Consider the following 26,223-nt stretch of genomic DNA (forward strand, 5'->3'; position numbering starts at 1 on the left):
CTCAGCGGGCCTCCACCAGCACGTCGGTCCAGAGTTCGGATTCGGGCGGCTCGGGGCTCTGCTGCGCGAAGTCGGCGCTGTCCTGCACGATCGCCTTCACCTCGTCGTCGATCACCTTCAGCTCCGCCTCGGTCACCGCGAACTGCTCGACCAGGATCTTGCGCGCCGTCTCGATGCAGTCGGAGGTCTCGCGCATCTTCTGCACCTCCTCCCGCGTGCGGTACTTGGCCGGGTCGGACATGGAGTGGCCGCGGTAGCGGTAGGTCTTCATCTCCAGCAGATACGGGCCCTTGCCGGCGCGGCAGTGGGCGACGGCGCGCTCGCCCGCCTCGCGGACCGCGATCACGTCCATGCCGTTCACCGCCTCGCCCGGGATGCCCCAGGGCGCGCCGTTCTGGGAGAGGTCGCGCGAGGCGGAGGCGCGCTCGACGCTCGTGCCCATGCCGTACTTGTTGTTCTCGATGATGAAGATGCAGGGCAGCTTGAACAGCGCGGCGAGGTTCAGGCTCTCATAGACCTGCCCCTGGTTCGACGCGCCCTCGCCGAAATAGGTCAGCGCGACATGGTCGTTGCCGCGGTACCTGTTGGCGAAGGCGAGGCCCGCGCCGAGGCTGACCTGCGCGCCCACGATGCCGTGCCCGCCGTAGAAGCCCTTCTCGCGCGAGAACATGTGCATGCTCCCGCCCTTGCCCTTGGAATAGCCGCCGATGCGCCCGGTGAGTTCCGCCATCACGCCGCGCGCTTCCATCCCGCAGGCGAGCATGTGCCCGTGGTCGCGGTAGGAGGTGATGACCTGGTCGCCCTCCTTGAGGCACATCTGCATGCCGACGACGACCGCTTCCTGGCCGATGTAGAGGTGGCAGAAGCCGCCGATCAGGCCCATGCCGTAGAGCTGGCCGGCCTTCTCCTCGAAGCGGCGGATCAGCAGCATGTCCCGGTAGGCGCGGAGCAGATCCTCCCGCGAGATCGGCGGTTCCTTCGCCTTGCCGCGACGCTTGGAACTGGACTCGGCGGCCTGGGCCATGCGCGTCTCCTCCGGATAGATCCCTATCCAGCGCAATAGGGCCCGCAAGCGGCTTCGCGCAAGCGCCCTCGCCCGAAAAAAGCCTGTTTTTGCAATGCAATACGACGTTTAACCGAATATCAGTTAAGCCATTGTTGCGCCATGCGATGGCCGGGCTGCACGCAACTTCCTGTCGCAGCCACGGGACCATCGCGGAAGGCGCCGGCCGCCTGCCGGGTGAATCGCGACACAAAGGAACACGCGCGCCCAAGGCGGGGGCATGGCACGAGGCCCGGCCAGCCCCGCCGCTTGGCGGTCAGGCCCGTGTCAGTAGAGGCGTCGCTCCGGCCCGTAGGGCACAACGATCTCGTCGCGCCCGACGAGGTTCAGCAGGGACCGCGCCCGTTCTTCGAGCTGGTCCCGGTCCAGCCGCTCGCCGCGCAGCCCGGCCACGCGCCGCTCCATCGCGTCGCGCTCGGCCTCGGCGCGCGCGAGTTCCTCCCGCGCAGCCGCGATCTCGGCCATGCGCTGCTGCTTGGCGATGAGCCCGAGGTCGCCATGCATGACATTCCAGCCGGCATAGCCGGTCAGCGCCAGGAACAGGCAGGGCATGGCGATGGCCTGGACGACGCGCTTGAGGAACCGCAAGGACCACATCCGGGATCGAGACGTGCGGCGATTCTAGTCGCCGCCGCGACTCCGTGTCATCCGCTTCGTCCAGGAAAAATGGCGCCCTGCGCAGATTTTTCCTGCGGCGAGTCCCGCAGGACTCACCCCCGCATCAGCGCCGCAGCGCGAGACGCCCCGCATAGCGCGCCGCGGGGCCCAGATCCTGCTCGATCCGGATGAGCTGGTTGTACTTCGCCAGCCGGTCGGAGCGCGACAGCGAGCCGGTCTTGATCTGCCCGCAATTCGTCGCCACCGCGAGGTCGGCGATGGTCGCATCCTCCGTCTCGCCCGAACGGTGGCTCATCACCGCCCGATAGGCGGCGCGATGGGCGGTCTCCACCGCCTCGAGCGTCTCGGTCAGGGTGCCGATCTGGTTCACCTTCACCAGGATGGCGTTGGCGGTCTGCCGCTCGATGCCCAGGCGCAGCCGCTCCGGGTTGGTCACGAACAGGTCGTCGCCGACGAGCTGCACCTTGCCCCCCAGGCGGTCGGTCAGCGCCTTCCAGCCCTCCCAGTCGTCCTCGCTCATGCCGTCCTCGATCGAGACGATCGGCCACTTGGCGGTCAGCGCGGCGAGGTACTCCACCATCCCGCCGGCATCGAGGGTCTTGCCCTCCCCTTCCATCACGTACTTTCCGTCGTGGAAGAACTCGGTCGCCGCGCAGTCGAGGGCGAAGACCACATCCTCCCCCACCCGGTGCCCGGCCGCCTCGCAGGCGCGGGCGATGAAGCCGAGCGCCTCGTCGGCCGAGCCGATATTCGGCGCGAAGCCGCCCTCGTCGCCCACATTGGTCGAATGCCCGGCATCGTGCAGCGCCTTCTTCAGCGCCATGAACACCTCGGAGCCGATCCGCACCGCATCGGCCACCGTCCCGGCGCCGACCGGCATGATCATGAATTCCTGGATGTCGATCGGGTTGTCGGCATGCTTGCCGCCATTGATGATGTTCATCATCGGCACCGGCAGGGTGCGCGCAAAGACGCCGCCGACATGGCGATAGAGCGGGATGCCGAGATCCGCCGCCGCCGCCTTGGCCACCGCGAGGCTGACCGCCAGCATCGCATTGGCCCCGAGGCGCGCCTTGTTCGGCGTGCCGTCGAGCTCGATCATCGTCTCGTCGATCTTGACCTGGTCGAGCGCCTCCATGCCGGAGATGGCGTCGAAGATCTCGCCCTCGACATTCGCCACGGCCTTCAGCACGCCCTTGCCGCCGTAGCGGGCCTTGTCGCCGTCGCGCAGCTCCACCGCCTCATGCGCGCCGGTCGAGGCGCCGGAGGGCACGATGGCGTGGCCGCGCGCGCCGGAATCCAGCACCACCTCCGCCTCGATGGTCGGGTTGCCGCGGGAATCGAGGACTTCGCGGGCGATGATGTCGGCGATGGCGGCCATGGCGCACTCACTCCGGTCGGGCTGCGGTGGCGGCTGGCTACACCGCGTCCCGCCGCGCGCCAACCCCCGCGCCGGCCTTCGCGGGGCTAAGGCCCGCTCAGCGCGCCTGGGCGGCCAGCGCCTGGAATCGCGCGACCTCGGCGGCGAAGGCCTCGACCCCCGCCGCATCGCCCGCCCCCGCGGCGGCATGGGCGGCCGGCAGCGCGCCGAGCAGGCGCAACAGTTCCGCCGCGGCGACATCGGGCGGATCGCCGGCGAGGCGCTGCTGCGTGGCGCGCCACAACTCCATCCGGTCCACCCCGCTCAGGCTGCGGTCGTTGCGCGCGGCGTTGAGCATCGCGTTCTGCGCCTCCCGCCAGGCCTGGTGCCGCTGCGCGAGCGCCGCGCGCAGGCCCGAGCGCTGATCCTCGCCCACCAGGGCGCGCAGCAGCGCCACGGCATCGGCGAGCCCCTGCTGGCGCGCGGCGGCGAGCGAGGCCGCATCCGCCCCCGCCGGCGCCGGCTGGGCAAGCATCCCGAAGCCCGCGACACCGCGCCGGCGCACCGCCTCGGCGGGCCAGCGCCCGGGCAGGCCGCGCAGCCCCGCGAGCGCGGCATCGAGGCGCGCGAGCATCGCCGCCCCCTCCTGCCCCTCCGTCGCCGCGCCCGCCCCGGCCAGCACCGCGAGCCGCCGCGCCTGCAGCACGATGAGGTCCATCCCCGGGTCCAGCACCTGCCCCACGAGCGGCGTCACCGGCGCGGCCGGGCTGCGGGGCATCGCGCCCGCGCCGAAGCGCAGCGCCGCCGCCTGTTCCGTCTCCACCCTCTCGCGGGCGGCGAGATGGTCCACCACCTGCCCCGCCGCGGCATCGGCGGCGATCACGAGCGCGGCGTGGCGCGCGGCCGGCCCCTGCGCTGCGGGCGGCCCCACCACCACGCAGCCGGCCAGCGGCAGGCCGAGAAGCCCCGCGGTCAGTGCGCGGCGTGACGGGTTCGGCATCGGCGTCATGGCGGCCCTCCTCGACGGCGGCGGAGCCTGCGCCAGCCTGCCGGGCCGCCGCAAGGCCTCCCGCTCCGCGCGCGGGCCGCCTAGGCTCGGCCCCGATGACCGAACCGATCCGCTCCCTCGACGACCTCGCCCCCGGCATGGCCTGGGACCTCGGCACGCTGACGCTTTCGCACGAGGAGGTCGTCGCCTTCGCCGCCAAGTACGACCCGCAATACTTCCATCTCGATCCCGAGGCGGCGCGCGAGAGCATCTTCGGCGAACTGGTGGCGAGCGGCCTGCACACCCTCTCGGCGGTGTTCGGCCGCGTGATGGGCAGCGGGCTGCTCCGCGAGGTCTCCCTCGGCGGCAACCAGATCGACACGAAGTGGCCCGCGCCGCTCCGCCCGGGCGAGGAGATCGCCATCCGGACCGAGGTGCTGGAGGTCCGCCCGTCGCGCTCCGGCCGCCCGCTCGGCGTCGCCAAGCTGAAGCATACGGGCCGGCGCGTCGCCGACGGGGTGGTGGTGATCGAGGCGGTGGGGACGCATTTCCTCAGGCGGTGACCCCACGGCAGGACGCGCGCTGCCTCACCGGCAGGAGCACGAGCCCCCGATGCCGCCGAAATTCCGCCGCGCGAAGCTCTCGGCCGAGGAGCGGGTGGAGAAGCCCTGGCTCATCGGACAGGCGCCGAGGTTGCGGCGCATCTCCTCCGGGCTGCGCTGGTCCACCTGGATCCGGCCGCGCACGCAATAGGCGTAGTAGTCGGCAAGTGCCGCGGCCGGCGCGAGCACGGCCAGGGCGGCGGCGAGCGCGAGGAAAGGCCGTCGCATGGCCGCCCTCACCGGCAGGAGCAGGGCCGGCCGGCCCCGCCGAAATTGCGCTGCGCGAAGGCCTGCGCGTCGGAGAGGAAGCCGAAGCGCGGCCCCATCTGGCAGACGCCGCTGCCGCGCGCGATGCGCATCTGCTCGGGGTCGCGGCTCTCCACCGCGATCCGGCCATTGTCGCAATAGACGAAGTAGCTGGCGAGCGCGGCACCCGGCGCGCCGAGCAGCACGGCAGCGGCGGTGGCGATGGCGAGCCTCATGGCGACCTCCCCCCGGAAGACCCCGGCGGGCGAGCATGATCCGCCAGCCCGACGGTCCGCAAGGCCCCGATGGGCGGCGCCGGTGCGTCGCGCCCCCCGCAGACGCGAAACGGCGCGGCAGGTCGCCCCGCCGCGCCGTTCCGTCAGGCCCGCGGGCCCGGCGGGATCAGGCGGACTTCGCCATGATCTCGTCGGCCACGTTGCGCGGCACCGGGTCGTAGTGGTGGAACTGCATGGAGAAGGAGGCGCGCCCCTTCGTCATGCCGCGCAGGTTGGAGATGTAGCCGAACATCTCCTTGAGCGGCACATGCGCCCGCACGATCACCGAGGTGCCGGCCATGTCCTGGCTCTGGATCACGCCGCGCCGGCGGTTGAGGTCGCCCACCACGTCGCCGACATGGTCCTGCGGCGTGGTCACCTCGACGTCCATGATCGGCTCGAGGATGACGGGGCCGGCCTTCTTCATGCCCTCGCGGAAGCAGGCCTTGGCCGCGATCTCGAAGGCCAGCGCCGAGGAGTCCACGTCGTGGTACTTGCCGTCCACCAGGGTGAACTTGAAGTCCACCGTGGGGAAGCCGGCGAGCACGCCGGTATCGGCCTGCACCTTGATGCCCTTCTCGACCGCCGGGATGTATTCCTTCGGCACCGCGCCGCCGACGATCGCGTTGACGAACTCGATGCCGGTGTTCCGCTCCAGCGGCTCGAAGGTGATCTTCACCTCGGCGTACTGGCCCGAGCCGCCCGACTGCTTCTTGTGGGTGTAGGTCTCGGTGTGCGCCTTGGTGATGGTCTCGCGATAGGCCACCTGCGGGGCGCCGATGTTCGCGTCCACGCCGTATTCGCGCTTGAGGCGGTCGATGATGATCTCGAGATGCAGCTCGCCCATGCCGGAGAGGATGGTCTGGCCGGTCTCCTGGTCGGTGCGCAGGCGCAGGGACGGATCCTCGCCGGCGAGCTTCTGCAGGCCGAGCGTCATCTTCTCGATCGCGTCCTTGGTCTTGGGCTCGACCGAGATGTCGATCACCGGCACCGGGAAGGCCATGCGCTCGAGCACCACGGGGTCCGCGGCGTCGGCGAGCGTGTCGCCCGTGCCGGTGTCCTTCAGCCCGACGAAGGCGGCGATGTCGCCGGCGAAGACCTCCTTGATCTCCTCGCGCTTGTCGGCGTGCATCTGGAACATGCGGCCGACGCGCTCCTTGTGGCCCTTGGTCGTGTTCAGGACCTGGTCGCCCGAGCGCAGCACGCCGCGATAGACGCGCACGAAGGTGAGGTTGCCGTACTTGTCGTTGATGATCTTGAAGGCGAGGCCGGCAAACGGCCCGTCCTCGGTCACCGGGATGATGCGGCGCTCGCTGCCCTCGTCCTGGCCTTCCTCGGGGGCGACCTTGATGCCCTCGATGTCCACGGGGGAGGGCAGGTAGTCCACCACCGCGTCGAGCAGCGGCTGCACGCCCTTGTTCTTGAAGGAGGAGCCGCAGAAGACCGGGCGGAACTCGCCGCTGATCGTGCCCTTCTTGATGCAGCGCTTCAGCGTCTCGACAGAGACGTCGCCCTTCTCGAAGTATTCCTCCATCGCGGCCTCGTCCACGCCGACGACGGTGTCGAGCAGCTTGGCGCGGTATTCGGCGGCCTTCTCCTTCAGATCCGCGGGGATCTCGGTGACGTCATACTTCGCGCCCAGATCGTCGCCCTGCCAGACCAGCGCCTTCATCTCCACGAGGTCCACCACGCCCTTGAGCGTGTCCTCGATGCCGATCGGGATCTGCAGCGCGACCCAGGTGATGCCGAGCTTCTCGGTCAGCGTGGCGGCGGCGCGGTAGAAATCCGCGCCCGTGCGGTCGAGCTTGTTGATGTAGATGATGCGCGGGACGTTGTAGCGGTCCGCGAGGCGCCAGTTGGTCTCGGACTGCGGCTGAACGCCGGCCACGCCCTCGATGATGAACACCGCGCCGTCGAGCACGCGGAGCGACCGGTTCACCTCGATGTTGAAGTCGATGTGGCCCGGCGTGTCGATGATGTTGATGCGGTGGCCCTTCCACTCCGCCGTCACGGCGGCGGAGGTGATGGTGATGCCGCGCTCGCGCTCCTGCTCCATGTAGTCGGTCGTGGTGGCGCCGTCGTGCACCTCGCCGATCTTGTGCGACTTCCCGGTGTAATAGAGGATGCGCTCGGTCGTGGTCGTCTTCCCGGCGTCGATATGCGCCGTGATCCCGATGTTCCGGATCTTCTCAAGCGGGGTGCGCGCCACGATGGGCCTCCATAAGCAGAAACGGGCGCCCGCGCCGGAGCATCCGCTCCGCGCCGCCCGCAGGGTGTCGCCGATCAGTCGGTAGGGCGCTATCTGCGACGTCCGGCCCTGCTTTGCAAGCGCAACATGCGCCCGCCCGCCCCGCGCCGCGCCCATGCCCGCCATGCCCGGCCGCTTCGCTACGTTTTGTTAAGTGTGCGGAGACGGCGGATCGCCTAGGCTTGATGCATGGATCCCAAGCCCGCCGTCGCCGCGCTGCGCTTCGGCTTCGGCCGCCGCCCGGGCGAGCCCCTGCCCGACGACCCGGTGGCCTGGCTCGACTCGCAACTCGCCCCCGGCCTGCCCGGCCCAACCCTGCCCGAGGATCTGCCCACCACCCTGCCCGCCATCATGCAGGCCGCGCTCGCCGACACCGCCCGCCTGCGGGAGGGCGGCATGGGCCGGCCCAACCAGGGGCGGATCATGCGCACGGAGGCCGAGGCCGCGCTCGCCCTCGCCATCGCCGGCCCGCACGGCTTCCGCGAGCGGCTGGTCGCCTTCTGGGCCAACCACTTCGCCGTCTCCCGCGCCCGCGTGCCCTATGTGGCCGGCCATTACGTGCGCGAGGCGATTCGCCCGCACGTCACCGGCCGCTTCGCCGACATGCTGGTCGCGGTCGCTCGCCATCCGGCGATGCTCGCCTATCTCGACAATGCCGGCTCGATCGGCCCGAACAGCCAGGCGGGGCAGCGCGCGCGGCGCGGGCTGAACGAGAATCTCGCGCGCGAGATCCTGGAACTGCACACCGTCACCCCCGCCGCCGGCTACACCCAGGCGGACGTGACGGAATTCGCCAAGGTGCTCACGGGCTGGTCCTTCGCCCCGGCGCGCGAGCCCTTCGGCTTCGTCTTCCGCCCCACCGCCCACGAGCCCGGCCCGAAGACCGTCATGGGCCGCCCCTGGCCCGAGGGCGAGGAGGGCGGGCTGATGCTGCTCGCCTGGCTCGGCCGGCACGAGGCGACCTACCGCCACATCGCCACCAAGCTGGTGCGCCATTTCGTCGCCGACGATCCGCCGCCAGCGGCGGTCGCGCGCATCTTCGCCGTGCTGCGGGAGACCGGCGGGGATCTCGGCGCCGCCGCCCGCGCGCTGATCCGCCTGCCCGAGGCGTGGGACCCGCCGCTGACCAAGCTGCGCAGCCCGCATGACTACGTGCTGGCCGTGCTGCGCGCCCTCGACGCTCCGCCCGAGGCCGCCGAGCGGGCCTTCGGCGCGCTGCAGTTCCTCGGCCAGCCCTATTGGAGCCCGCCCGCGCCGATCGGCTTTCCCGACCGCGCCCCGGAATGGGCCGCGCCGGAGATGATGGTCCGCCGCATCGAATGGGCGAACGGCGTCTCCGCCCGCGGCGCCGGGCGGGATGCCGCGGCGCTGGCCGAGGCGGTGCTCGGCCCGCTCTGCCGCCCCGAGACGCTGCGCGCCGCCGCGCGCGCCGGCTCGGCGCGGGAGGCGCTGACCCTCGTCCTGACCAGCCCGGAGTTCCACCGCCGATGAGCCACCTTCCCGCCTTCGGCCGCCGCGCGGCGCTGCTCGGCCTCGGCGCGGCGCTGGCGCTGCCGCGGGTGCGCGTCGCCTTCGCCGATGCGCCGGGGGAGGCACGCTTCGCGGTGGTGCTGCTGCGCGGCGGCCTCGACGGCCTCTTCGCCGTCCAGCCCTATGGCGAGCCCGGCTTCGCGGAGCTGCGCGGCCCCCTCGCCCTGCCCGAGCCGGGGCAGGAGGGCGGGCTGCTCGACCTCGGCGGGCATTTCGGGCTGCATCCGCGCATGCCGAACCTGCACGGGATGTATCGCGCGGGCGAGGCGCTGATCGTCCATGCGGTGGCCGGCAACTGGCGCACGCGCAGCCATTTCGCGGCGCAGGACCTGCTCGAATCCGGCGCCGACCAGCTCATGGCGAGCGGCTGGCTGAACCGCGCGCTCTCCGCCGTGCCGCCGCGCCCCGGCGCGCAGCCGGCCGGCCTCGCCGTGGGCACCGACCTGCCGCTGCTGATGCGCGGGCCGGTGCGCGTGGGCAGCTACGCGCCGCGCGGGTCGGCCACGCCGCCGCCCGACCTGCTCGCCCGCATCGCCGAGCTCAACCACGCCGACCCCCTGACCGGCCCCGCCATCGAGGAGGGGCTGCGGGCCCGCGGCTTCGCGCTCTCGACGCTCGGCGAGGATGCCCGCGCGCGGCCGCAGCCGGGCGGCGCCTTCCGCGCACTCGCGCTCGCCGCCGGCCGGCTGATGGCGCAGGCCGAGGGGCCGCGCGTCGCCGCCTTCGAACTCGGCGGCTGGGACACCCATGCCGCCCAGGTCAACCGGCTGAACGGCCCGCTCGGCCAGCTCGACGACGGGCTCGCGGCGCTCAAGGAGGCGCTCGGCGAGCATTGGCGGCGCACCGCCGTGCTGGTGGTGACCGAGTTCGGCCGCACCGTGCGCGTCAACGGCACCGGTGGCACCGACCACGGGACGGGTGGCGTCGCATTCATCCTCGGCGGCGCGGTGGCCGGCGGGCGCATCGGCGGGGACTGGCCGGGGCTGGCCGAGGGCCGCCTCTTCGAGGGGCGCGACCTCGCCCCCACCACCGACCTGCGCGGCCTCGCCAAGGGGCTGCTGCGCGACCACCTGCGGCTCGGCGCGCCGGCGGTCGCCCGCGCCTTCCCGGGCAGCGAGGCGGCGGCGCCGATCGGGGGGCTGGTGCGCGCCTGATCGCGCGCGGGGCCGGCCGCGCGCGGCGCAGCCGCCATCCGAAGCCGCGGTGAGGCCGCCCGCATGCCGCTGGCGCGAGCGCGCGGGCGCGGCGCCCGCAACCGGCGACCGACGGCCCGCCATCCCGCCCGCGGCCACGGCCGGGGAAGGCGCCGCGCGGATCAGCCCAGGGCCGCGCCCGGCGGAACAGCGGCGACCGCGGGCCCCGCGAGCCCGGCGCGCCGGATGTGAAGCCGCTCACCGCGCGCGGCACCGCCCCGTGGCAGGATCGCCCCGCCGCCGCCGGAGACCGACGCCATGAACCGTCCCGCCTGGGTGCATCGCCAGATCGCCGCCTTCCTCGCGCAGTTCTGCTCGCCGAAGGGCAACGAGGCCTGGATCGGCATCCGCGCCGATGCGCCGCCCAGGCTCGGCGGCGAGGTCGCCGCGGCGCCCGACATCCCGCTGTCCGAGGGCTTCATCTGGCGCCCGCATGGCGGCGGCGAGCCCGAACTCTGGCTCGACCCGCGCAAGAGCGGCTACCGCGCCGCCTTCGAGCGCTTCGCCATCCGCGAACTGGGGGCCACGGGCCTCGACGGGGCGGATGTGCAGATCGACCACGTCTTCCCCAAGAGCGCGGCCTCGCTCGGGGAGCTCGCCTATGTGCGGATGCTCGCCGTGCCGCCCGAGAGCAACATGGCCGCCGGCCGCACGCTCGAACGCGCCATGGCCGCGCGCAACCGCGCCGCCGGTCCCCGCCGCAAGCCGACGCGCATGGCGACCTATTTCTCGGTCGGCAAGGCGACCGGCTTCGCGGGCTACGATTCCCTTCCCGATGGCGAGGGGGAGGGCAACCGCGACCTCGTCGGCGCGCTCTTCGCGCATCTGCGCGACTTCGGCGTGCCGGCGGACTGCCTGTCGCGGCTCGATGCCGAACTCACCGCCGACCGCGCCACCGATATCCGCTGAGGCTCGCGCGCGCCCTCACGACCCGCGATAGGTCGAGAAGGACCAGGGCGTGCAGAGCAGCGGCACGTGGTAGTGCCCGCGCCCGTCCGCCAGCCCGACCGCGACGGCCACGACATCGAGGAAGCGCGGTTCGGGCGCGAGGCCGCGGGCGGCGAAATAGTCGCCGATGTGGAAGCGCAGCTCGTAGCGCCCGGCGCGGAAGTCACCGGGGGCGAGCAGCGGGGCGGGCGCGCGGCCATCGGCATTGGTCACCGCCTCGGCGACCGGCGCGGGCTCGGGATCGAGCCGCCAGAGCTCGACGCGCACGCCCTCGGCCGGGATCCCCTCGGCGGTGTTGAGGATGTGGGTGGTGAGCGAGCCTGGTCCGCTGGCTGTCATGGGGCCTCCTGCAGGGATGCGTCACCGCCGGCGGGCAGCGCGCGCGGTGGCCGGGCTGCGCGGGGCGTCCCGCACGCGCCCGGGACGATGCGCGCCGACGGAGAGGCCGCGCGTTGCAGGCATCACTCCGCCGGCGCCCCGGCCGCGACCCAGGCGATCAGCCGCGCCCGTTCCCCGGCGGTGATGCCCGTGAGGTTGCCCGGCGGCATCGCCTCGGTCTGCACCTGCTGGCGCGTCGCGGCCGCCCAGCGGCGGATCTGCTGCGGCGTCTCGAGCATCACGCCCTTGGGCGGGGCGGCGAAGGCCTCGTCGGTCGGGCGCGCCGCGTGGCAGGAGGCACAGCGTGCGGCGACGATGGCCTGCACCTCCGCGAAGGGCGGCGCCTCGGCGGATGCGGCACCACGCTCCGGCGCGCCGGCCCAGATCAGCAGCGCGACCACGGCGGCGGCGCCGGCCGGCAGCCACACCGCGTTGCGCCCCTTCTGCCGCAGCACGAAGAACTGCCGCGTCAGCGCGCCGGCAAGCCCGATCGCGAGCAGCACCGCCCAGTTCCACGACGACTGGTAGGTCATGGGGTAGTGGGGCGAGATCATGATGAACAGCACGGGCAGCGTCAGGTAGGTGTTGTGCACGCTGCGCTGCTTGCCCCAGCGCCCGTATTTCGGATCGGGCGCGGCACCCTGCTGCATCGCCGCGACCATCTTCCGCTGACCCGGGATGATGACCATGGCGACGTTGGCGACCATGATGGTGCCCGTCATCGCCCCCACCTGCAGGAAGGCCCCGCGCCCGCCGAAGAGGTGGCAGGCGAGGAAGGCCACCACCGCCAGCGCCGCGATGCCGATGGCGCCGAGCAGCGCCTCGTTCTCGCCGTAGCGCGAACGGCACAGCAGGTCGTAGCCGACCCAGCCGCCCACGAGCATCGCCGCGCTGATCAGCACCGCGAGCCAGGCGGGCATGTCGAGCACCGCCGGGTCAACGAGATAGGTCGAGGCCTGGAACCAGTAGATCAGCACGAAGAGCGCGAAGCCGCTGATCCAGGTCCAGTAGGCCTCCCACTTGAACCAGTGCAGCTTCTCCGGCAGCCGCTCGGGCGCCACGAGATACTTCTGCTTGTGGTAGAAGCCGCCGCCATGGACGGACCATTGCTCGCCGGCGACGCGGGGGTTGCCGTCCTTCGCCGGTTCGAGCTGGTTGTCGAGGCTGATGAAGTAGAAGGAGGTGCCGATCCAGGCGACGCCGGCGATCAGGTGCAGCCAGCGCAGCAGCAGATTGGCCCAGTCGGCCAGATAGGCAGCGTCCATGCAGCGTCCCCGCGCGGCGGGCGGCCGCGCCGCGGCGCAGCATGGAGCGCGGGCGCGGCGCGGCGCAAGGGCCGCGCCGGGCGGCTCAGTACCACTGCCCGCCCGTGGTGGGGGAGGCGTTCCAGGTCACCTGGGCGAGGCTCGCGGTGGTGTCGTCCACGCGGCAGAACATGCAGTTGAAGGTGGTGATGCTCGGCACCGCCTTGCGGATGTCGTGGATCGCCGATTTCAGCGTGATGCCGCCGTGGAACCAGCGGTTGCGCACCGTCACCAGCACGATCCCGGCATCGCCCGCGATGTCCTGGAAGCCCTCGTAGTCGATCTCCTGGTCGCGGATGCTCTGCGCGTCCGCGCCCGAATGCCGGCCCTGGAACTTGGTCAGCATGTAGTTCGGGCAGGTGTCGCCGCCGTCGTAGTCCTGGTCGTTGGTGCCGCCATGCTGTTTCGGCGGCCCGTCGCGGAGCTGGGCCTTGAAGCAGCCGAAGGCGTAGCCCGCCGGCTGGAAGAACTTCACATGGATCCCGTCCGGCACGGTGAAGGTCTGGTTGTCCAGGACATAGTCGGCAGAATAGTTTCCTCCGTGGGCATCAATGTAGCATTCGGTGGCGCCGTTCGTGTCCCCGATCAGGTAGAGCGAGGATAGCCTGGTCACCGGCGTCCCGTTCTTCTTGAAGGACATGCTCGGCTTCGAGCCGACGTTGTTCAGCACATGGCTGATGTACCTGTCGAACACGTAACCCGCGTTGCCCATGGCGAACCCCCGTTACTGGATCGGTTCAGTCTACCCTCCCTGCGCCGGCCGCGCCACCGCGCGGGGCCCGGGCTTGCGCCGCCCCCTTGCGCCCGCGGCCCGCGCGCGGCAGGAAGCCGCCCCTTCCCGACCCGGTTGCCGTCCCATGACCCCTGCCCGACTCTCCCTTCCCAAGGACAGGATCCGCATCCTGCTGCTCGAAGGCATCTCCGACAGCGCCGTCGAGCGCCTCGCCGATGCCGGCTATGCCTCGGTCCGGCGCGAGGCCAAGGCGCTCGAGGGGCCTGCGCTGATCAAGGCGCTGAAGGGCGTTCACCTGCTCGGCATCCGCTCCCGCACGCAGGTCACGGAGGAGGTGCTGGCCGCGGCCGACCGGCTCATCGCCATCGGCTGCTTCTGCATCGGGACCAACCAGGTCGCGCTCGGCGCCGCGGCGGCGCGCGGCATCCCGGTATTCAACGCCCCCTTCTCGAACACGCGCAGCGTGGCCGAACTGACGCTCGGCGAGATCGTGATGCTGATGCGCGGCATCTTCCCGAAGTCGAATGGCGCGCATCGCGGGGAATGGGACAAGTCGGCCGCCAATTCCTGGGAACTGCGCGGCAAGACGCTCGGCATCGTCGGCTACGGCAACATCGGCAGCCAGTTGTCCGTGCTGGCCGAGGCCTTCGGCATGCGCGTGATCTACTGGGACCACACCGGCAAGCTGCCGCACGGCAACGCGCAGCCCATGGCCTCGCTGCATGCCCTGCTCGCCGAATCGGACGCGGTGACGCTGCACGTGCCCGAGACGCCCGAGACGATGAACATGATCGGCCAGGCCGAGATCCGCGCCATGAAGAAGGGCGCGGTGCTGGTGAACAACGCGCGCGGGACGGTGGTGGACCTCGATGCGCTGGCCGCGGCGCTGCGCGAGGGGCACCTGCTCGGCGCGGCGGTGGATGTCTTCCCGGTCGAGCCCTCGGGCAAGGACGAGCGCTTCGTCTGCCCCCTGCAGGGCCTGCCCAACGTGATCCTGACGCCGCATATCGGCGGCTCCACCGGCGAGGCGCAGTGGCGCATCGGCGAGGAGGTCAGCCGCAAGCTGATCGAGTATTCGGACACCGGGGCCACCTTCGGCGCGGTGAACTTCCCGCAGGTGCAGCTGCCCGCGCGCCCGACCGGCGCGCGCTGGACGCATGTGCACCGGGATGCGCCGGGCATCCTCTCGCGCATCAACGAGGCCTTCGCGAAGCGCGGGCTCAACATCTCCGCGCAGTACTACCAGACCATCGGCTCGGTCGGTTACGTGGTGGTGGACAGCGACGAGGCGAAGCGCGAGGCGGAAAGCATCCTCGCCGAGTTCCGCGCCCTGCCCGGCACCATCCGCGCAAGGCTGATCTACGAGAGGCGCTGAGCCGCGGCGCAACCCGCGCGCCGCGGCGGCGTTCCTCCCCCGGGCCGGCGATCACCGGCCGGAGGAGAGACCCTTGCGATCCATCGCGCTCCGGCTGCGCGGCCGATCAGCGGATCGGCATCGCATACATCAGCCCGCCGCGCGTCCAGAGGTCGTTCACCCCGCGCTGCAGGCCGATGGGCGAGCCGCGGCCGAGGTTGCGCTCGAAGATCTCGCCGTAGTTCCCCACCGCCTTGATGGCGTTGTAGGCCCAGCGGCGGTCGAGCCCCATCATCGGCCCGTGGTCGCCCGAGGCGCCGAGCAGCCGGCGGATGGCCGGGTTCTGGCTGTTCAGCATCTCGTCCACATTGGCCTGGGTCACGCCGAGCTCCTCGGCCTCGATCAGCGCGAAGATGGTCCAGCGCACGATGTCGAACCACTGGTCGTCGCCGTGCCGCACGGCCGGCGAGAGCGGCTCCTTCGAGATGATGTCGGGCAGGATCACGTGCTCGTCCGGGTTGCGCAGCGCGGTGCGGATGCCCGCAAGCTGGGAGGCATCGGTCGTGAACGCATCGCAGCGCCCGGCGATGTAGGCGTTGCGCGTCTCCTCGTTCTGGTCGAAAACCAGCGGCTGGACGCGGATGTTGTTCGAGCGCGACCAGTCCGCGAGGTTGAGCTCGTTGGTCGTGCCCGAGGTCACGCAGATGGTCGCCCCCGCGAGGTCGCGCGCGCGCTGCACGCCGGCCGAGCGGCGGATCAGGAAGCCCTGGCCGTCATAGAAGGTGACGGCGGTGAAGTTCAGCCCGTTCGCGGTGTCGCGCGTCTGGGTCCAGGTGGTGGTGCGCGGCAGCACGTCCACCTGGCCCGACTGCAGCGCCGGCAGCCGCGCCTGGGAGGAGAGCACGACGAATCGCGCCTTGTTCGCATCGCCCAGCACGGCCGCGGCGATGGCGCGGCAGGTGTCGGCATCGAGGCCGCGCGTCACCCCCTGGCTGTCGAGGGTGCTGAAGCCCGGCGCACCGGGATGCGCGCCGCAGATGACCGCGCCGCGGTCACGCACCGCGGCGAGGGTCGGGCCGGGCGAGGCGGTCTGCGCCAGGGCGGGCAGCGCGAAGCCGAGGGCGGCGGCGGCAAGGGCGATGGTTCTCATGGCGGATCCTCGATGATGGGCGGCGCGGGCGGCCAGCCATCAGACTAGGCGAAGCACGGCCCGATGCCAGCCCCGTGATCGCGGGCGCAGGCCTCGGCCTCAGCCGCGCGCCGGGGCGCGCGTGGTCAAGACCTGCCAAGCCACCAGCGCGGCCAGCACGCCGCAAGAGGCGGCGAGCCGCACCGGGTCCGGCACCGCGTGCACGAAGGCCGCCATCAGCCCCGCCAGGCCGACCACCATGCGCAGCACCACGCCGAGCGGCCGCACCAGGAAACCCGCATAGGAGGCGGTGATCAGCACCAGCGCGCAGGCCTGGATCAGCGTCGCGACCACGATGGTGGTCACGCTGCCGCGCAGCATGATCCCGGGGTCGTAGATGAAGCCGAAGCCCACGGTGAAGCCCGCCACCGCGAAGCGCGCGGCGTGCAGACCGGCCATCATCGGGCTCGACTTCGAGATGGCGGCGGCGGCGAAGGCGGCGGCGGCCACGGGCGGCGTCGCATCCGCCAGCACCGCGAAGTAGAAGACGAAGAGATGGGCCTGCAGCGGCTCGACGCCGAGGTAGCGCCCGAGTTCCAGGATCTGCGGCACGCCGATGGCAGCGGCGATGATGTAGGAGGGCGTGGTCGGGATGCCCATGCCCAGCACCAGCACGGTCAGCCCCAGCAGCACCAGCAGCACCGCGAGGCTGCCGCCCGAGAACTCCTTGATGATGCCGCCGAAGGCCACGACCATGCCGGTCGCCGTCAGCGCCGAGACGACGATGCCCGCCCCGGCGATCGAGACCGCGAGCGGGGCCATCGTCATGCCCGCCGTCTCGAGCGCGCGCAGCACGTCGCGCCAGCCCATGCGCGTGCGCCGGCGCAGGAAGGCCACGCCCACCATGGCGAGGCTCGCGCAGAAGGCCGCGTAGTTGCCCGACCAGCGCTCCATCATCAGCCAGACGATCAGCGCGATGGGCAGGGCGAGATGCGCGTCGGCCAGCACCTCGCGCCAGGCCGGGATGTCCGCGAGCGGCATGGGCGCGAGGCCGAGGCGCTTGGCCTCGAAATGCACCGCGCAGAGGATCGCGAAGAAATAGAGCACCGCGCCGATCGCCGCGGCGACGATGATGTCGCCATAAGGGATGCCCGCGATCTCGGCCATCACGAAGGCGGCCGCGCCCATCACCGGCGGCATCAGCGCCCCGCCCACCGAGGAGGCGCTCTCGATCCCCGCCGCGACACCCGGCTTGTAGCCCGTGCGCATCATCACCGGAATGGTCATGGAGCCCGTGGTGATGACGTTCGAGACGCTGCTGCCGCTCATCGTCCCGAACAGGCCGGAGGAGATCACCGCGACCTTCGCCGTCCCGCCCGAATACCGCCCCGCCACGGCGGCGCCGAAATTCGAGAACAGCCGCCCCGTCCCGGAGGCCTGCATGAAGGAGCCGAAGATGATGAAGACCGCGATGGTGGTCGCGACGATGCCCGTCAGCGGCCCGTAGACGCCGCCCGCCGTCGGCACGAGCCATGCGGCCTCGACGATCTCGGGCAGGGTGAACTGGCGCGTGTTGAGCACGCCGGGCAGGTGGTGGCCGACGGCCATGTAGAGCAGGCAGACCGCGACCATGACCGCGAGGCCCGGCTCCACCGCGCGGCGGATCGCCTCGAGAAGGCAGACGACGCAGGTGATCCCGAGCGCCATCATCTCCGGCGTGAAGGGATCCACGTATTCCATGCGGTCGTTCACCTCGCCCGCATTCCACAGCACCCAGACATGCGGAGCGGCGGAGACGAGGAACCAAAGCCAGTCGGGCACGCTCGGCCGATGGGCGGGCGAGCGGCCCCGGAGGGCCGGATACATCAGGAACAGCGGCGGGGTGAAGACGAGCAGATGGATCGCCCGCATCTCCACCGGTGCGGGAAAGCCGAAGCCGCCGAAATAGAGATGCACGGCGGCCCAGGAGGCGAGCCACAGCGTGACCGCCCCCCGGAGCCAGCCCGGGAGTTCCCGCACCGCCGCGCCGGCTCAGGCGGCCGGCGGGTTCGCGCCGGCGGCGCGGAAGGCCGCCGCCGCCCCCGGATGGAAGGGCACGCCGCGGTAGTCCACGGCCTTGGCTGCCGTCCATCCGCCCATCGAGGCATGGATGGTCGCAAGCCGCTGCCCGGCGTTCCTGATCAGCGTCGCCGTGATCTTCTGCACCACCTCGTTCGGCACGCTGTCATGCACCAGGATCACGCTGTCCATCATGGTGACCGGGATGTCGCCGCTCATCATGGTGGGATAGGTGTCGCCGGGCAGGATGCCCTGGGCATAGGCGTATTGCTGGATGAGATGGGCGCGGATGTCGTCGGGGAAGGCGACCATGCGACCGCCGCGACGCCCGCGCGCGATCTCCTGCATCAGCGCCGCGGGCTTGGCCAGCGCGACATAGACGTAGTCCACCTGCCCGTCATTGTAGGCCGTGCCGAGATCGGCGTAGGAGCCGTTGAGGTAGCGCCCGCCCTGCTCGCGGATGCGCTCGGGCGAGGTGCCGAGGAAGCGCAGGATGCGCTGCAGCGTCATCTCGTCGGTGCTGCTGCGCTGGGGCGCGCCGATCTTCAGCCCCGGCTGCGTCAGGATGGCGCGCATGTCCTCGGGGCCGGCGCCGGGGTGGCGCAGGAAATGATGCTCGGTCGGCGAATAGCCGGTGCCGAGGGTGCGGATGCGCTCATGCTTCTGCCGGTAGGGCTCCACCCCCTGCACGGCCGAGGCGGCGAAGGCGTCGATCCCCCAGCCGATCTGCGACTGGTTGTTGTTGATGCGCGTGGGGTTGGCGAGGCCGCCGCCGGGCACGACGCGGATCTGGATGTCGGGGTTCTCCTCCCGGATCAGCGAGGAGAGCCCCGCCGCCATGGTGTACCAGCCCCCGCCGAGCGAGCCCGCGACCCATTCGAGCGTCGTCTGCGCCGCGGCGGTGCGGATGAAGGGCGCGCCGAGCGCGGCGCCGAGGCTGCCGTGCAGGAGCGCGCGACGGCGGGCGAACAGGGTCATGGGGGAGCCTCCTTGTGCCTTGTGCGGCAAGTATGGCCGCGCTTGTCACGGATCGGCAACGCCCCCTGAAGGGCGCCGCCGGATCGCGTCGGCGGCGGAAGAATGCGGTTGCGCCCACGCCTCGGCGACGGATAATCGCGGCAACGACGCGGCACCCGTGCCCCGGCAAGAACACGGAGGAACCGGCCATGGCCACCCCACCCCGCATCACCGCCGCGGCCCGCGCATGACCATCGCCGCGGTGCTGGCCCGCAAGGGCTCGGAGGTCGTCGCGGTCCGGCCCGAGACGCTGGCGGTGGAAGTGGCGCGGCTGATCACCTCCCGCCGCATCGGCGCGGTTCTCGTCACGGACGCCGCGGGCAAGCTCGTCGGCATCGTCAGCGAGCGCGACATCGTGCGCGCCGTCGCGCAGCGGCCCAACGCCACCCATGGCGTCTTCGTGCGCGACATCATGACGCGCAACGTCGTCACCGTGGGCCCCGAGACCTCCGTCCAGGCCGGGCTCGAGACGATGGAGCGCGGCTATTTCCGCCACCTGCCCGTGGTGGATGGCGAGGGCGCGCTGCTCGGCATCGTCAGCGTCCGCGACCTCGTGAAGCACCTGCTCGGCTGACGCGCCCTCAGCACGCCAGGGCCGCGAAGCGCCGGCCCGGTGCGACGAACTCCTCCTGCGCGGCGACCGTGAGGATCTCGCGCGAGCCGGCCTCGGCCGTGCGCCGCAGCAGCCCGAACACCGAGGAGGCCGCGGCCTCGAGCGCCGTGCGCGCCGAACCGCTCGCGAGCCGGTGGAACAGGAACAGCGCGGCGATCGCATCCCCCGCCCCGTTCACCGAGAGCGGCAGCATCGGCGTGGACAGGCGCCAGAACCCCCCGCCCTCCCCGGCCAGCATCCCGATCTCGCTCTCCGGCGTGTCGGCGAGGCGCAGCGAGGTCACGAGCACGCAGCGCGGCCCGCGCGCCTGCAGCGCCGCGACCGCCGCCTTCGCCTCCGCGAGCGTCGTCACCGTCCGGCCCGTGAGCCATTCCAGCTCGAACTGGTTGGGGGTGAGGATGTCCGCCTCGGGCAGGGCGCGGTCGCGCAGGAATTCGGGGATGCCGGGGCGGACGAACACGCCGCGGCCGACATCGCCAATCACCGGGTCGCAGCACCACAGCGCGGCCGGGTTCGCCGCCTTCACGCGCCGCGCCGCGTCGCGGATCGCCTCGCCGATCTCGGCCGAGCCCATGTAGCCCGACAGCACGGCGTCGCAGCGCGGCAGCACGCCGCGCTCCTCGATGCCGTGCACGCAGTCGCGGATCAGCTCGGCGCCGAAGACCTGCCCGCGCCAGGCGCCATAGCCGGTGTGGTTGGAGAACTGCACGGTATGGATGCCCCAGACCTCGGCGCCCAGACGCTGCAGCGGGAACATCGCACTGGCATTGCCCACATGCCCGTAGGCGACCCAGGACTGGATGGAGAGGATGGCAGGCATCGGCGTGACCGTCGGCAATGGCGGCGGACGCTAGGTAGCCCGCCCCGCGCGGTCAATCCGCCGCACCTCCCCTTGCCTGTCGTTGCGGGACGCGCTCATGCTGTCGCGGACGCGCGGGGTCGAACCGGCGCGCTTGCCCTGAGAGGGAGGGAACCCCATGACCGCCACGCTCACGCGCCGCGAGGCGCTTGCCGCCGGCTTCGGCACGGTGCTGCTGCCCGCGACGCTCTCCGCCCAGCCCGCCCAGCGCCCGGCCGAGTTCAGGATCGGCGTGACCACCTTCCTCTCCGGGCCGGCCTCGGTCTTCGGCGTGCCCTCGCGCCGCGCCTGCGAGATGCTGATCGAGCAGATCAACGCCGCGGGCGGGCTCGCCGGCGTGCCGGTGCGCGCGATCTTCGTGGATGAGGGGCCGGGCACCGACCACCTGGTGGGCGAGATCCGCCGCCTCGTGCAGGCGGAGGGCGTGCATGCGGTGTTCCAGTCCATCTCCTCGGGCTCCTGCCTCGCCTGCACGCCGCTCTCGCGCGAGCTGAACAAGGTGATGCTGCTGTGGGACTGCGGCACCCAGCGCATCTTCGAGGAGAACCGCTACGACTACGCCTTCCGCACCCAGGGCTACGCCACGCCCGAGGTGCTCGCGCCGCTGCTCTACCTGCTGCGCAAGAAGCCGGACATCCGCACCCTCGCGGTGGTCAACCAGGACTACGCCTGGGGCCGCGACTCGTGGGAGATCTGGAAGACCGCGATGGATGCGCTCAAGCCCGGCGTTCGCGTGGTGGCCGAGATGTTCCCCCGCTTCGGCTCGACCGACTTCTCGACCGAGATCACGCGCCTGCTCGCGCTGCGCCCGGATGTCGTCTATTCGACCTCCTGGGGCGGGGAGCTCGTCACCTTCATCCGCCAGGCGACCGAGCGGCGCCTGCACGAGCGCACGACCTTCGTGCTGCCGGTGGCCGAGGCGTCGCTGCAGATCCTCGGGCGCAACATGCCGGAGGGCCACATCATCGGCGCGCGCGGCGACCACTGGAACAACCATCCCGCGCCGGCGAACCCGGAACTGTTCCGCTCCTTCGTCTCGGCCTACCGCCAGCGCTTCAATGAATACCCGATCTACCCCTGCCACCACATGGCGCAGGCGGTCTGGGCGCTGAAGGCGGCGGTCGAGAAGGCGGTCGCGACCAAGTCCGGCGGCTGGCCGTCGGATGCCGAACTCGCCGCCGCCTTCCGGGGCCTGACCTTCCCCACGCCGACCTCGACCATCACCCTGCGCGAGGACGGCCAGGGCCTCGAGGACCAGATCGTCGGCATGTCGCACATCGACCCGAACTTCGGCTTCGCCGTGCCGCGGGAGATGATGCGCTACAGCGCCGCGCAGGTGTCCGCCCCGGTGGGGCAGAAATCCGTGGACTGGCTCAAGACGCTGACGCCGGCCATGGTGCAGCAGGCCGGCACGGCGCTCTGAGGGGACGGCATACGCCATGGCCGAGTGGTTCCAGGACAATGGCCTTCTGCTCGGCCTCGCGTTGCTGGACGGGCTCTCCTCGGCGGGGCTGATCTTCCTCGTCGCGGTGGGGCTCAACCTCGTCTTCGGGGTGCTGCGCATCATCAATGTCGCGCACGGCTCCCTCTATGCGATCGGAGCCTATACCGCGGCCTCGATCGGGCTGTTCCTGTCCACCCGTGGCCTGCCGCAATGGGCCGCGCTGCCGGTGCTGCTGCTCTCGGCCGCCCTGGTCGGCGCGGTGCTCGGGCCGCTGATCGAACGCTTCATCCTCCGCCGCATCTATGCGGGGGAGGAGGTGGTGCAGCTCCTCGTCACCTTCGCCCTCTTCATGATCCTCGAGGACGTGCAGAAGCTGCTCTGGGGCGTGCAGCCGATCCACCACGACGCCGCGCTGAAGCTGCTCGGCACCATAGACGTGCCCTTCGGCAGCGATTTCATCCCCTTCACCAACTACCAGCTCTTCGTCCTGCCGGGCTTCGCGATCGTCACGCTGATCGGCCTCGCCTGGTTCCTGCGCCGCACGCTGACGGGCCGCGTCATCGTCGCCGTGACCACCGACCGCGAGGCGGCGACCGCCATGGGCATCGATGCCGCGAAGGTGTTCCTGCTCACCTTCACCTTCGGGGCGATGCTGGCGGCCCTCGGCGGCGCGCTCTCCTCGCCCACGGCGGCGCTGGTGCCGGGGATCGGCGCGCAGACCATCGTGCTGTCCTTCGCCGTCGTCGCCACCGCCGGGCTCGGGCAGATCGAGGGCGCGGCGCTGACCTCGCTGATGATGGGGCTCGGCCGCTCCATCGCCGTGTATTTCGAACCCGAGCTGGAAGTCGTCGTGCCCTACATCATCATGGTGCTGGTGCTGCTGGTCCGGCCGCAGGGCCTTTTCGGCGTGATCGAGACGCGGCGCGTATGAGGAAGCTCGAGTTCCTGCTCGCGCTGGCGCTCGCCGGCGCCATGATCGCCGCCGCGATCGCCGCGCCCTGGCTGCGCTTCGTGCTGACCATCGCGCTCGCCAAGGGCATCGCCGTGATGGGCATCCTGCTGCTGCTGCGCGCCGGCCAGGTCTCCTTCGGCCATGCGCTCTACATCGCCTTCGGCGCCTACACCGTCGCCTTCCTCGCGCCGCGGCTGAACGATGCGGTGCTGCTGCTCGTCGTCGCGGCGGGCGGGGCGGCGCTGCTCGGCCTCGTCATCGGCCTGTTCGTGACGCGCTACCGGCAGATCTTCTTCGGCATGCTCAACCTCGCCATGTGCATGGTCTTCTATTCGCTGCTCGAGAAGCTCTACCACATCACCAAGGGCAGCGACGGCATCCGGGTCGAGATCATGCCCGTCGCCGGCCAGGCGCTCGACCGCATTGCCTATGAATGGACGATCTTCGGCATCGCGCTCGCGCTCGCCTTCGCGCTCGGCGCGCTGCTGCGCCTCTACCTCGTCTCCCCGATGGGCGAGGCGCTGAAGGGCATCAAGACGCGCGAGACGCGCCTCGAATTCATGGGCGTGCCGGCGCGCGGGGTTCTGCTCGCGGCCTATGTCGTCTCGGCCGGCGTGGGCGGGATCGGCGGCGCGCTGATCGCCATGACCTCGCGCCATGTCACGCCGCTGCTGTCCTACTGGACCGCCTCGGGCGAGCTCGTCTTCATCGCGATCCTCGGCGGGGCGGGCGGCGTGCTCGGGCCGTTCCTGGGTGCGGCGGCCTACGAGCTGATCCGCGTCTATGCCGCGGCCTCCTTCGCCGATGCCTGGCAGATGATCCTCGGCACGGCGCTGCTGCTCGTCATCCTCTTCGCCCCGGGCGGGCTGTGGGGCATGGCGGCGCGCGCGATCGGGGGGCGCAGCCGATGAGCGAAGCCCTGCTGCGCGCGAGCGGCCTGCACCTCGCCTTCGGCGGCGTGCGCGCGGCCGACGGCATCGACCTCGACGTGATGCGCGGGGAGTTCCTCGCCATCATCGGCCCGAACGGCGCGGGCAAAACCACCTTCATCAACATGACCACCGGCTACCTCAAGCCGCATGCCGGCGAGATCGCCTATGAAGGCCGGCGCATCACCGGCCTCTCGCCGCGGGCCATCGTCAGGCTCGGCATCGCGCGGTCCTTCCAGTTGCCGCAGCTCTTCCTCGAGCACACGGTCGAGCAGAACGTCGCCCTCGCCGTCGCCTCGCGCGAGGGCATCTGGTCCCCGCTCGTGCCGCTGCTGCGCCCCGGCTACCGGGAGGAGGCGCGCGACATCCTTGACCGCTTCGGCCTCTCGGCCATCGCGGACACGCGCGCGGACGCGCTGAACGAGGGCGCGCGCAAGCTCGCCGACATCGCCATGGCGGTGGCGCTCAAGCCGCGCCTGCTGCTGATGGACGAACCCACCTCCGGCGTCGCCGCCTCCGAGAAGATGGCCATCGTCGAGACGCTCGTCACCGTGCTGCGCGATGCGAAGGTCACGGCGGTCTTCGTCGAGCACGACATGGACGTGGTCGAACGCTTCGCGGACCGCGTCGCGGTCTGGTCCCAGGGGCGCATCGCCGCCCTCGGCCCGCCGGCCGAGGTGCTCGCCGACCCCGCGGTGCAGCGCGAGGTCATCGGCATCGAGCGCCACGCCGCCACGCCGGAGGCGCCCCATGCTTGAGCTCCAGCGCGTCTCGGTCGCCATCGCCGGCGTGCCGGTGCTGCGCGACGTCTCCCTCCTGGTGCCGCGGGGCGGGCGCGTCGCGCTGATCGGGCGCAACGGCGCGGGCAAGACGACCACGCTGCGCACCCTGATGGGCCTGGTGCCCGCGGGCTCGGGCAAGGTCATCATCGACGGCGAGGACGAGACCGCCCTGCCGCCCCATCACCGCCCGCGCCACGGCATCGGCTATGCGCCCGAGGACCGGCGCCTGTTCGGCTCCTTCACGGTCGAGGACAACATGCTTCTGCCCGCGCAGGTGCTCGGCCTGCCGGCGGATGAGACGCGTGCCCGCCTCGCCCGCGTCTATTCCCTGCTGCCCGAGTTGCGCGACCTCGCGCCGCGCAAGGCGGCGGGGCTGTCGGGCGGGCAGGGCAAGATGGCCGCGCTCGGGAGGGCGCTGATGGTCGGCACCAAGGCGGTGCTGCTCGACGAGCCGTTCCAGGGCCTCGCCCCCGCGCTCGCCCTGCGTTACGCCGAGGCGCTGAAGCGCCTGCGCGCGGCCCTGCCCGATGTCGCCATCCTGATTACCGAGTCCAACCCCGAACTGCTCCGCCCGCTGGTCGAACAGACCTACGTGATCGAGCGCGGGGAGATCGCCCCGGGCTGAGGCGCGCGCAATTCCCGCAGCGCGCGCCGCGCGGTGCCGAGGCTCGTGTTGAGGAACAGCCCGGCCATACCAGCAGCGACGATGAGGTCCGGCCAGCGCGTGCCGAACACGCCGGCCGCCGCGGCCACCACCAGCAGGTTCCCCCAGGCGTCGTTGCGGCTGCACAGCCAGACGCTGCGCACATTCGCGTCCCCCTCCCGCCAGCGCCACAGCAGCAGGACCGACGCCAGATTGGCCGCGAAGGCGGCGATGGCGATCGCTCCCATCGTGATCGGTTCCGGCACCCCGGCGACGAAGACGCGCCAGACCGCGGCGGCCAGCACCCAGGCCGCTATGGCGCCGAGCGTCGCCGCCTTGAGCAGCGCCGCCCGCGCACGCACCACGGGCGCCATGCCGATGACCGCGAGCGACAGCCCGTAGGTCGCTGCGTCCATCGCGAAATCGAGGCTGTCGGCCTGCAATGCGAGCGAGCCCGCGATCGCGCCGCCCAGGAACTCCACCAGGAACATCACCGCGTTGAGGGCGATGACGAGGATCAGCGCCCGCCGGAAGCCGGGATCGTCGCCGTCGAAGGTGCGGCCATGGTCGTGGCCGCAACATGCGTCATGGGGCATGCGACATCTTCGCCTGCCGCCCTTGCCCACGGCAAGCCGAGGTTGCGCCGCGCCCGCCCCTCCCCTATACGCCCCGTTCCCGCCCGCCGGTCGGTATCGGCGGGCCTTCCCGCATGAGTGCCGCCCGATGAAGCCCGACATCCATCCCGACTACCACGAGATCACCGTCATCATGACCGACGGGACCGAGTTCAAGACCCGCAGCACCTGGGGCAAGCCGGGCGATGTGATGCGCCTCGACATCGATCCGAAGTCGCACCCCGCCTGGACGGGCCAGCAGCGCGTGATCGACACGGGCGGCCAGATCGCGAAGTTCAACAAGAAGTTCGCCGGCATCGGCGCGCGCAAGAAGGCCTAGCCC

At 71.6% G+C, this 26,223-nt stretch carries 27 protein-coding genes; 12 read left to right on the forward strand and 15 right to left on the reverse strand.

All coding sequences use genetic code 11. The annotated features are described in order from the left end of the window. Nucleotide 1 precedes the first annotated feature (1 nt). From pdhA to FHS88_RS11015, 4 genes are all read right to left on the reverse strand, one after another. On the reverse strand, nt 2-1,024 hold the full coding sequence (gene pdhA, locus FHS88_RS11000) for a pyruvate dehydrogenase (acetyl-transferring) E1 component subunit alpha (RefSeq protein WP_184484502.1): 1,023 nt from the start codon (nt 1,022-1,024) through the stop codon (nt 2-4). A 306-nt stretch (nt 1,025-1,330) separates the two neighbouring features. Next, nucleotides 1,331-1,651 carry an FtsB family cell division protein gene (locus tag FHS88_RS11005; protein WP_246419808.1) on the reverse strand — a complete coding sequence of 107 codons (321 nt, stop codon included), beginning with the start codon at nt 1,649-1,651 and terminating at the stop codon, nt 1,331-1,333. Between the two features lie 133 nt (nt 1,652-1,784). Continuing rightward, nucleotides 1,785-3,062 carry a phosphopyruvate hydratase gene (gene eno / locus FHS88_RS11010; protein ID WP_184484506.1) on the reverse strand — a complete coding sequence of 426 codons (1,278 nt, stop codon included), beginning with the start codon at nt 3,060-3,062 and terminating at the stop codon, nt 1,785-1,787. A gap of 97 nt (nt 3,063-3,159) precedes the next feature. Next, complete coding sequence (locus FHS88_RS11015) at nt 3,160-4,050, reverse strand: hypothetical protein (RefSeq protein WP_184484508.1); 891 nt, start codon at nt 4,048-4,050, stop codon at nt 3,160-3,162. 95 nt (nt 4,051-4,145) lie between these two features. On the opposite strand from FHS88_RS11015, the gene FHS88_RS11020 reads away from it, so the two are divergent. Then, entirely contained in the window at nt 4,146-4,592 is a 447-nt protein-coding gene (locus FHS88_RS11020; protein ID WP_184484510.1) for a MaoC/PaaZ C-terminal domain-containing protein, read from the forward strand. Between the two features lie 24 nt (nt 4,593-4,616). Here FHS88_RS11020 and FHS88_RS11025 read toward each other — a convergent pair whose 3' ends face one another. The 3 genes from FHS88_RS11025 to fusA all read right to left on the reverse strand — a co-directional run bounded on the left by FHS88_RS11025 (nt 4,617) and on the right by fusA (nt 7,361). Continuing rightward, the gene (locus FHS88_RS11025) at nt 4,617-4,859 is read right to left on the reverse strand and encodes a hypothetical protein (RefSeq protein ID WP_184484512.1); all 243 of its coding nucleotides are present in this window, start codon (nt 4,857-4,859) and stop codon (nt 4,617-4,619) included. Between the two features lie 8 nt (nt 4,860-4,867). Beyond that, nucleotides 4,868-5,113: a hypothetical protein gene (locus tag FHS88_RS11030; protein WP_184484514.1), complete on the reverse strand. Its 246-nt coding sequence runs from the start codon at nt 5,111-5,113 to the stop codon at nt 4,868-4,870. Between the two features lie 166 nt (nt 5,114-5,279). Further along, nucleotides 5,280-7,361, reverse strand: coding sequence for an elongation factor G (fusA, locus tag FHS88_RS11035; RefSeq protein WP_184484516.1), 2,082 nt, complete (start codon nt 7,359-7,361; stop codon nt 5,280-5,282). 228 nt (nt 7,362-7,589) lie between these two features. On the opposite strand from fusA, the gene FHS88_RS11040 reads away from it, so the two are divergent. From FHS88_RS11040 to FHS88_RS11050, 3 genes are all read left to right on the forward strand, one after another. After that, the gene (locus FHS88_RS11040; protein ID WP_184484518.1) at nt 7,590-8,891 is read left to right on the forward strand and encodes a DUF1800 domain-containing protein; all 1,302 of its coding nucleotides are present in this window, start codon (nt 7,590-7,592) and stop codon (nt 8,889-8,891) included. Beyond that, the gene (locus FHS88_RS11045; protein WP_184484520.1) at nt 8,888-10,084 is read left to right on the forward strand and encodes a DUF1501 domain-containing protein; all 1,197 of its coding nucleotides are present in this window, start codon (nt 8,888-8,890) and stop codon (nt 10,082-10,084) included. Before FHS88_RS11040 ends, FHS88_RS11045 begins: the two co-directional genes overlap by 4 nt. Nucleotides 10,085-10,381: 297 nt before the next feature. After that, a complete protein-coding gene (locus FHS88_RS11050; RefSeq protein ID WP_184484522.1) occupies nt 10,382-11,032 on the forward strand; it encodes a hypothetical protein in 651 nt (216 codons plus the stop codon). 15 nt (nt 11,033-11,047) lie between these two features. Here FHS88_RS11050 and uraH read toward each other — a convergent pair whose 3' ends face one another. The 3 genes from uraH to FHS88_RS11065 form a co-directional block, all read right to left on the reverse strand. Beyond that, nucleotides 11,048-11,410, reverse strand: coding sequence for a hydroxyisourate hydrolase (gene uraH / locus FHS88_RS11055; protein ID WP_184484524.1), 363 nt, complete (start codon nt 11,408-11,410; stop codon nt 11,048-11,050). 122 nt (nt 11,411-11,532) lie between these two features. After that, entirely contained in the window at nt 11,533-12,714 is a 1,182-nt protein-coding gene (locus FHS88_RS11060) for a urate hydroxylase PuuD (RefSeq protein ID WP_184484526.1), read from the reverse strand. Between the two features lie 85 nt (nt 12,715-12,799). Next, on the reverse strand, nt 12,800-13,465 hold the full coding sequence (locus FHS88_RS11065) for a putative adhesin (RefSeq protein WP_184484528.1): 666 nt from the start codon (nt 13,463-13,465) through the stop codon (nt 12,800-12,802). Between the two features lie 145 nt (nt 13,466-13,610). Here FHS88_RS11065 and serA point away from each other — a divergent pair, with 145 nt between their 5' ends. After that, nucleotides 13,611-14,861 (forward strand): phosphoglycerate dehydrogenase, encoded by a 1,251-nt coding sequence (gene serA, locus FHS88_RS11070; protein ID WP_184484530.1) that lies wholly within the window; start codon nt 13,611-13,613, stop codon nt 14,859-14,861. 106 nt (nt 14,862-14,967) lie between these two features. On the opposite strand, the gene FHS88_RS11075 is transcribed toward serA, so the two are convergent. The 3 genes from FHS88_RS11075 to FHS88_RS11085 form a co-directional block, all read right to left on the reverse strand. Next, nucleotides 14,968-15,990, reverse strand: coding sequence for an amino acid ABC transporter substrate-binding protein (locus FHS88_RS11075; RefSeq protein ID WP_184484532.1), 1,023 nt, complete (start codon nt 15,988-15,990; stop codon nt 14,968-14,970). A 99-nt stretch (nt 15,991-16,089) separates the two neighbouring features. After that, on the reverse strand, nt 16,090-17,988 hold the full coding sequence (locus tag FHS88_RS11080) for a TRAP transporter fused permease subunit (RefSeq protein WP_184484534.1): 1,899 nt from the start codon (nt 17,986-17,988) through the stop codon (nt 16,090-16,092). Nucleotides 17,989-18,000: 12 nt separating this feature from the next. Next, nucleotides 18,001-19,005 (reverse strand): TAXI family TRAP transporter solute-binding subunit, encoded by a 1,005-nt coding sequence (locus FHS88_RS11085; protein WP_184484536.1) that lies wholly within the window; start codon nt 19,003-19,005, stop codon nt 18,001-18,003. A 226-nt stretch (nt 19,006-19,231) separates the two neighbouring features. Between FHS88_RS11085 and FHS88_RS11090 the strand changes: the two genes are divergently transcribed. Continuing rightward, nucleotides 19,232-19,618 carry a CBS domain-containing protein gene (locus FHS88_RS11090; RefSeq protein ID WP_184484538.1) on the forward strand — a complete coding sequence of 129 codons (387 nt, stop codon included), beginning with the start codon at nt 19,232-19,234 and terminating at the stop codon, nt 19,616-19,618. Nucleotides 19,619-19,625: 7 nt separating this feature from the next. Here the strand turns inward: FHS88_RS11090 and pdxY are convergent, their stop codons facing one another. Next, a complete protein-coding gene (pdxY, locus tag FHS88_RS11095) occupies nt 19,626-20,477 on the reverse strand; it encodes a pyridoxal kinase PdxY (protein ID WP_184484540.1) in 852 nt (283 codons plus the stop codon). 157 nt (nt 20,478-20,634) lie between these two features. Between pdxY and FHS88_RS11100 the strand changes: the two genes are divergently transcribed. Genes FHS88_RS11100 through FHS88_RS11120 form a run of 5 tightly spaced genes read left to right on the forward strand, consistent with a single transcriptional unit; the run spans nt 20,635 to nt 25,248 of the window. After that, nucleotides 20,635-21,939 (forward strand): ABC transporter substrate-binding protein, encoded by a 1,305-nt coding sequence (locus tag FHS88_RS11100; RefSeq protein WP_184484542.1) that lies wholly within the window; start codon nt 20,635-20,637, stop codon nt 21,937-21,939. A gap of 16 nt (nt 21,940-21,955) precedes the next feature. Continuing rightward, nucleotides 21,956-22,891 carry a branched-chain amino acid ABC transporter permease gene (locus tag FHS88_RS11105; RefSeq protein ID WP_184484544.1) on the forward strand — a complete coding sequence of 312 codons (936 nt, stop codon included), beginning with the start codon at nt 21,956-21,958 and terminating at the stop codon, nt 22,889-22,891. Then, on the forward strand, nt 22,888-23,823 hold the full coding sequence (locus FHS88_RS11110) for a branched-chain amino acid ABC transporter permease (protein WP_184484545.1): 936 nt from the start codon (nt 22,888-22,890) through the stop codon (nt 23,821-23,823). The genes FHS88_RS11105 and FHS88_RS11110 overlap by 4 nt, the downstream gene beginning before the upstream one ends. Continuing rightward, nucleotides 23,820-24,599: an ABC transporter ATP-binding protein gene (locus tag FHS88_RS11115; protein ID WP_184484547.1), complete on the forward strand. Its 780-nt coding sequence runs from the start codon at nt 23,820-23,822 to the stop codon at nt 24,597-24,599. The genes FHS88_RS11110 and FHS88_RS11115 overlap by 4 nt, the downstream gene beginning before the upstream one ends. Continuing rightward, the gene (locus FHS88_RS11120) at nt 24,592-25,248 is read left to right on the forward strand and encodes an ABC transporter ATP-binding protein (RefSeq protein ID WP_184484549.1); all 657 of its coding nucleotides are present in this window, start codon (nt 24,592-24,594) and stop codon (nt 25,246-25,248) included. The genes FHS88_RS11115 and FHS88_RS11120 overlap by 8 nt, the downstream gene beginning before the upstream one ends. Here the strand turns inward: FHS88_RS11120 and FHS88_RS11125 are convergent. Further along, entirely contained in the window at nt 25,212-25,862 is a 651-nt protein-coding gene (locus FHS88_RS11125) for a cation transporter (protein ID WP_184484551.1), read from the reverse strand. The genes FHS88_RS11120 and FHS88_RS11125 overlap by 37 nt on opposite strands. 127 nt (nt 25,863-25,989) lie before the next feature. On the opposite strand from FHS88_RS11125, the gene rpmE reads away from it, so the two are divergent. Then, on the forward strand, nt 25,990-26,220 hold the full coding sequence (gene rpmE / locus FHS88_RS11130) for a 50S ribosomal protein L31 (RefSeq protein WP_184484553.1): 231 nt from the start codon (nt 25,990-25,992) through the stop codon (nt 26,218-26,220). The last annotated feature ends 3 nt before the right edge of the window (nt 26,221-26,223 follow it).

This window comes from Neoroseomonas alkaliterrae (assembly GCF_014199195.1).
Classification (GTDB): domain Bacteria; phylum Pseudomonadota; class Alphaproteobacteria; order Acetobacterales; family Acetobacteraceae; genus Neoroseomonas; species Neoroseomonas alkaliterrae.